Origin of the sequence: Hymenobacter telluris (genome assembly GCF_017313265.1) — a bacterium.
GTDB classification, from domain to species: Bacteria; Bacteroidota; Bacteroidia; order Cytophagales; family Hymenobacteraceae; genus Hymenobacter; species Hymenobacter telluris.
This window is the reverse complement of the sequence record NZ_JAFLQZ010000039.1, coordinates 1-5919: the sequence shown is the minus strand read 5'-3', so window position 1 is coordinate 5919 and position 5919 is coordinate 1. Positions and strand designations below refer to the sequence as shown.

The 5919-nt window shown below is 60.1% G+C and carries 6 protein-coding genes; 3 read left to right on the top strand and 3 right to left on the bottom strand.

Translation table 11 applies throughout. The features are described from left to right. Window positions 1-24: 24 nt before the first annotated feature. From J0X19_RS24615 to J0X19_RS24605, 3 genes are all read left to right on the top strand, one after another. Window positions 25-1068 (top strand): chorismate mutase, encoded by a 1044-nt coding sequence (locus tag J0X19_RS24615; protein ID WP_206987074.1) that lies wholly within the window; start codon window positions 25-27, stop codon window positions 1066-1068. A gap of 372 nt (window positions 1069-1440) precedes the next feature. Next, a complete protein-coding gene (locus J0X19_RS24610) occupies window positions 1441-1977 on the top strand; it encodes a hypothetical protein (protein ID WP_206987073.1) in 537 nt (178 codons plus the stop codon). Between the two features lie 75 nt (window positions 1978-2052). Beyond that, complete coding sequence (locus tag J0X19_RS24605; RefSeq protein WP_206987072.1) at window positions 2053-3429, top strand: lysophospholipid acyltransferase family protein; 1377 nt, start codon at window positions 2053-2055, stop codon at window positions 3427-3429. A 98-nt stretch (window positions 3430-3527) separates the two neighbouring features. Here J0X19_RS24605 and J0X19_RS24600 read toward each other — a convergent pair whose 3' ends face one another. The 3 genes from J0X19_RS24600 to J0X19_RS24590 are packed head-to-tail and all read right to left on the bottom strand — an operon-like array spanning window position 3528 to window position 5626. Then, window positions 3528-4148, bottom strand: coding sequence for a hypothetical protein (locus J0X19_RS24600; protein WP_206987071.1), 621 nt, complete (start codon window positions 4146-4148; stop codon window positions 3528-3530). 33 nt (window positions 4149-4181) lie between these two features. Then, window positions 4182-4787 carry a hypothetical protein gene (locus J0X19_RS24595; RefSeq protein ID WP_206987070.1) on the bottom strand — a complete coding sequence of 202 codons (606 nt, stop codon included), beginning with the start codon at window positions 4785-4787 and terminating at the stop codon, window positions 4182-4184. Continuing rightward, window positions 4787-5626 (bottom strand): metallophosphoesterase family protein, encoded by an 840-nt coding sequence (locus tag J0X19_RS24590; protein WP_206987069.1) that lies wholly within the window; start codon window positions 5624-5626, stop codon window positions 4787-4789. The genes J0X19_RS24595 and J0X19_RS24590 overlap by 1 nt, the downstream gene beginning before the upstream one ends. Between the last annotated feature and the right edge of the window lie 293 nt (window positions 5627-5919).

Sequence of the window (5919 nt, the reverse complement as noted above, 5' to 3'; positions counted from 1 at the left end):
GAGCTTGCCCCGAAAACGGCTAACATTCACAAGAAAGCCCTCCTGATATCCGGCCCGTGCAGCGCCGAAACCGAAGAGCAGATGCTACAATCCGCCACGGAGCTGGCGGCCACCGGCCGGGTGGATATGCTGCGCGCTGGTATCTGGAAGCCCCGCACCAAGCCGGGCATGTTCGAGGGTATCGGTACTAAGGGGCTGCCGTGGCTGCGCAAGGCCAAGGAAGTAACCGGCCTGCCGGTAGCCGTGGAAGTGGCCACGGCCAAGCACGTAGAAGATTGTCTGGCCTTCGAGGTAGACGTGCTGTGGGTGGGTGCCCGCACCACCGGCAACCCGTTCTCGGTGCAGGAAATTGCCAATGCCCTGCGCGGGGTGGATATTCCGGTGCTCGTGAAGAACCCCATCCACCCCGAGCTGGAGCTGTGGATTGGCGCGGTGGAACGCCTAGCTAAAGCGGGCCTGACCGACCTGGGCCTGATTCACCGGGGTTTCGCCAGCTACGGCAACACCGACTTCCGCAACGCCCCGATGTGGCACCTGCCCATCGAAATGAAGCGCCGCCTGCCCGACCTGCCCATCATCTGCGACCCTAGCCACATCTGCGGCCGCCGCGATACGCTGGCCGCCGTGGCCCAGCAGGCCATCGACCTGGACTTCGACGGGCTGATGCTGGAGTCGCACCCCGACCCGGACAACGCCTGGAGCGACGCCAAGCAGCAGGTAACGGCCGCCGCCCTCAAAACCATGCTAGAGGGCCTCACCTGGCGCCACGAGCCCACCAACCAGCGCGAGTTTCAGACGGCGCTGGCCGGCCTACGGGAGCAAATCAACCAGCTCGACACCGAAATCATGCAGCTGATTGGCCGCCGCATGGGCGTGGCGCAGCAAATCGGGCAGTACAAAAAAGACAACGACATCACCATCCTGCAAACCAACCGCTACAGCGAAATCCTGGACCGCAGCCTGCGCCAGGGCGAGAAGCTGGGCCTCTCGCCGGAGTTCGTGCACACCTACCTCGAAGCCGTGCACCTGGAGTCCATCAACCGCCAAAACAAAGTGATGAACTCGTAGCCGGAAGTAACGACAGATATTGACAGGAACTATAACGGGAAGGGCAAGCGGAAACCGATGTTTCTGCTTGCCCTTCCCATTAATTATGAACACCTTACGTCAGTTGTATGAGTCGTTGTAAGTGTTCCTGTGCAGGAGCATGTGCCCGATGTGATGAACTATCTAATTAGCTTATAAGCCTGCTGCTGTATGTGGAATAATCGGAAGTTGTGGGCGGGCGCTGCTCTGGTACTGGTTTCGGGTAGCGCGTTTGCTCAACGGTCGTTTTCAGTGGTAGCGGGCGGGCAGATGCATCTAATGCAAAACCGGTTTGTAGAAGTTAAACCCGCCGATTTTGGGTTAGATCTAATTCCAAGGCTCTACCATAACTTCATGGTTGGCGTTGCAGTTGGCGTTTCGCCCCGCTACGCCGTGCAGGCTACAGTAGGTACCAGCATGTTCGGCATTGGCTTCAAGGCACCCGGCGGGAGTACTATGGGTTTTTCACAGGAGGCTACGGAGTACGCCTTGATACTCAGGCGGCAGTGCCTCGTAAGTCAGGCGGGCCACTCGTGGTTCGTCGATTCGGGCTTTGATATCGTGCGCGCTGGTAAAGGATTCAGGAAATTCGAGATTGAAAGCAGCAACTTGAATGGACCAGGCACTCACGTGATAGGTGCGCCAATCGATGGCAAGTCGGCTCGGGTAGGGGTACGGCTAGGGGCGGGCCGTGAGTGGTCTTTAAGTCGTCATCATCATGTAGCACTCCAGGCTATTGCCAGCATTGGGCTAAGTGACTTGCGGCGCTATAGGCTGCAAAACGTAACTTGGCAGCAGGGGCAGACCATCGACCCGGTGAGTAAAGACGTCCTGATTGCCACCCGTTTCAGTTTTGTGGGGGTACAGGCGCGCTACCGATTCCAGTTGTAGAAGGCGGTAATCTTGTAAGGCGCTGGTATACCCCGGCACTTGGCCATTTGCCGGGTTCCGCCGTACTTACAGGCTATGCTCTTCTACACCGTCATGAAGCCCCTCGTGCAGGTTGCCCTGCGCGTGTTTTTTCGTCGTTTGGAAATCCGGCACCGCGACCGGCTACAAACGCCGGGGCCGTTGCTCATGGTCAGCAACCACCCCAACACCCTGATGGACCCGCTGGTGGTGGCGGCCAACCGGCGCGACCCTATTGCGTTTCTGGCCAAGAGCACCTTCTTCAAGAACCCGATTTCGCGGGCCATTCTCACGTCGGGCAATTCCATTCCCATCTACCGCCGGCAGGACGTGGAAACCGGCGGCGCGGCCGTCACGCCCGAGCAGCTGGCCGCCCAGAACGAAGCCACCTTCGGTAAGTGCTACGACTACCTGGGGAAGGGCGGCACCGTCATGATTTTTCCGGAGGGGACCAGCGTGAGTGAGCGGCGGCTGCGGCCGCTGAAAACCGGCGCGGCCCGCATTGCGCTGGGGGCCGAAGCCCGCCACGACTTCAAGCTGGGTTTGCGTCTGCTGCCGCTGGGCATCAACTACTTCGATCCGCAGCACTTCCGCTCCGACGTGTTCATCAACGTGGCCCCGCCCATCCGGGTGGCCGACTACGCCGAGGCTTACCGCCAAGACCCATTAGCCGCCGCCGACCAACTCACCGAGGATATTCGGCGGCACCTGGAGCAACGGCTCGTCATCACGCGCGACGCGGCCGAAGACGAGTTGGTGCAGCAGCTGGAGCGCACCTTCACCGGCCACCTCATCGAAGACGACCCCCGCACCCTCTACGACAACTTCCAGCTCAGCCGGACGCTGCTGCAAGCCGTGGCTTACTTCGACCAGCACGACCCCGGTCGCCTCACCGAAGCCCGCGCCCACCTGACGTCTTACTTGGGCGAGCTGAAACGCCTGGGCCTCACCGACGAAGCGCTGGAATCGGACCGGCGGGGCCGGACCCGGGGCGAGCGGGCGTTGCGGTCCGGGGTGAAGCTGGTGCTGGGCTTTCCGGTGTATGCGTACGGTGCCATAAACAACTATCTACCTTACAAGCTGCCCTCCGTAGCGGCGAAGCTGGCCACCAAGGAAGTGGAGTTTGTGGCCCCGATTATGATGGTGGTGGGCATGCTCACGTTCAGCATCGGCTACGCGCTGCAAACTGCGCTGGTGCATCATTTCACCCAGGATTGGCGCTGGACTACGCTTTACGCCCTGAGCTTACCCCTGACCGGCTTCTACGCCCTGAGCTACTGGAACCAGCTGGCCGGCCGGGTGCGGCGGGTGCGGGCCCTGCGGCTGTTCCGGCAGCAACGGCCCCTCATGGAAGGTTTGTTGCGCAAGCGCGCCACCATTCTGCGCCTGCTGGCCGAGGCCCGCGAGAAATATCTGGCGCGAGAGATTGGGTGAGCGGATGATTGGGTGAATGGATGATTGGATGAAGTAGTTCTTGTGAAAATGCTGCCTGCCCATCCAATCATCCTATCATCCGCTCATCCAATCACCGCTCACCAGCCCACTTTCGAGCCGAAACCTAGGGTGAGGATATCCGACACGGAGATGCCGCCTTTGTTAGGCAGGCGGCTGAGCAGGTATAGGTCGTTGGTGCCTAGCTCGGCGTAAGCGGCTACGCGGGCCGGGTTGGGGCGCTGCACGGTGGCAATGCCCGCATAAGTAAGGCGCGGCGTCACGAACAAACCCGTGCGGACTTTGGTGGAAAAAAAGTAGTAGCCTGGCGTGTAGTTGCTAGGGTCCTTACTATCACGAATGGTGGCGCCGTGCGTATAGCTGACGTAGCCGCCCACACCTCCGCTAACCCGCCAATGGTCCCCCAAAGTGGCCCGGACTGGCAGATACGTGGCTTTGAACGTGAAGATGGTAAGCGGTTTGCTGCTGAAACGGCGGGGTACGTAGCCTACCAGTACCTCGGGCTCCAGCCGCTGCTGCGCCAGTTGCACCCCGCCCCCAACCGCCACCAGCCCCAGGCCGCCACCTACGTGCAAACTAAGAAAGAACGGGGCTTTGCCGGATGAAAACGGGTCGGACTGCGCCTGGCACACGAGGCTGCCCGCCAGGTTTACGGCCAGCCCTATCCCCCGAAGCAGCACCTGCCGTCCAACGAAAAGCATGCGTGATGATGTTAATAACTCAAGAAACCGCCCCTACAGCTCCAGCTTCACCCCCAAGCCCAGCGTCAGGATGTCGGTGAAGTTCATAGCCTTGATGTTGGGTACGTAACTGGCCAGATACAAGTCGTTGGTGCCCAGCTCGTAGTACGCCGAAAGCCGGCGCGGCCGGGTGGGCGCAGCGGCCCGCGGCATCAGGTAGCTAACCCGTCCGCCCAGCAATAAGCCCACCCGGGTATCCGTCGAAAACCAGTAATAGCCCTCTGAATATTGGAATGGTTCTTCGTCGTTGATGGTGCCGTGGGTGTAGCTCAGGTACATGCCAATGGTGAGGGGCCGCAGCTGAAATTTTTCGCTCAGCGGCACAGTATAGGGCGAGTACAGCACCTTGGCCGTGGCAATCGACAGGGCCGAGCCGGCCAGCTTCTCCGGCACGTAGCCCACCAGAATATCGGTTTCCAGCCGGTCGCGCACGGCCACAAACCCCACGCCGCCTGATACCACGCCCGCACCACCGGCCGTTTGCAGCGCTACATGGTGCAGCCGGTACCAGGGCCGCGCCACCGAATCGGGAGTGGCAGTTTGACCCAGCACGGGTACGGCGGCGCTCAGCAAAAACAAGGATAGTAGGAGGCCGCGCATCAGAAGGCAATGGTTTTGAGGCGATACCGCGGCTGGTCGTTGGCATCGTTCCACACCGTCAGAATTACGTATTGGTCTTTCTGGAACGAGTAAGAGCCGATGTAGGTAACCCCATCGTTGAAGGGCTGCCCTTCCTCAAACCGGTGCGTGTGGCCGTTCAGCGCAAACGTGAGCTTGGGCGCCGCCGCCAGCGTTTGGGCGTAGGGTTCGGTTAGCTTCGGGTCGAAGTCGCCATCGAGCGGCGGCACGTGGCAGAGCACCACCTGGCGCTTGGCCCCATCGAGGCTGCGGGTTTGCTGTTGCAGCCAGCCGATATCCGGAATGCGGCCGTTGAAGTTGTATTCGCGGCTGTTGGTGTCGATGAGGATGAACTTGGTGTCGCCGTACACAAACGAGTAGTTCAGCGGCCCAAACACGTGCTGGTATGCTTCCCGGCCGTTGCCCACTTGGTCATGGTTGCCGATAACGGTGAGGTAAGGAATGTCGAGCTTGTTGAGTTGGTCGTCCACCCAACGCATTTCGCGGGCCAGCCCGAAGTCGGAAATGTCGCCGGCCACCACCATAAACGCCAAGCCCGACTGCCGGTTCACGCTTTCCACCAGCTTCTCGGCGTGGTCGTAGAAGCGTTGGGAGTCGCCGGTGAATACAAACCGCAAGGTGTCGCCGGCCCGGAGCGGATTGGCTTCCAGGCGGGCCAGGTTCTTGGCCGTCAGGTCGGTTTGGTCTTTCGGCCCATTAAAAGCATTGGGGCTAAACTCAAGCAGCTCGCAGCCACCGAGCATTCCCAGGGCCACCGCGCAGCCCACCCAGCGTAGCCAGGACAAAGTAGAAAACAGCATAGGGAGAGGCCAGCAGGCCCACAAACAGCGCCATCCACTGTAGATGGCAACTGTGATATACTACTACGGGGCGGTCCTGGTTTCCGGAACGGCAGCATCTCCCGCTTGTAAGGCTAAGGCTTCTGCTCGGCGTTTCCAACCGACATGTGCTTCACGTTACCGTTGGGCCTAAAATGGAAGCTTGAAGCAATTCTGTTTTTCTTCGGGTTTCCAGTGAAGGAGAAATTGATTCAACTGCCTGAGTAACTGGTATAGCCAGATGTTAACATGTTAAAAACCAGTTCCCTCCTCAG

What these genes read in the sequence shown, in the direction of transcription:
- J0X19_RS24610 (WP_206987073.1), top strand. Translation starts at nt 1,441, where the DNA reads ATGGTTGGCGTTGCAGTTGGCGTTTCGCCCCGCTACGCCGTGCAGGCT.
- J0X19_RS24605 (WP_206987072.1), top strand. Translation starts at nt 2,053, where the DNA reads ATGCTCTTCTACACCGTCATGAAGCCCCTCGTGCAGGTTGCCCTGCGC.
- J0X19_RS24600 (WP_206987071.1), bottom strand. Translation starts at nt 4,148, where the DNA reads ATGCTTTTCGTTGGACGGCAGGTGCTGCTTCGGGGGATAGGGCTGGCC.
- J0X19_RS24595 (WP_206987070.1), bottom strand. Translation starts at nt 4,787, where the DNA reads ATGCGCGGCCTCCTACTATCCTTGTTTTTGCTGAGCGCCGCCGTACCC.
- J0X19_RS24590 (WP_206987069.1), bottom strand. Translation starts at nt 5,626, where the DNA reads ATGCTGTTTTCTACTTTGTCCTGGCTACGCTGGGTGGGCTGCGCGGTG.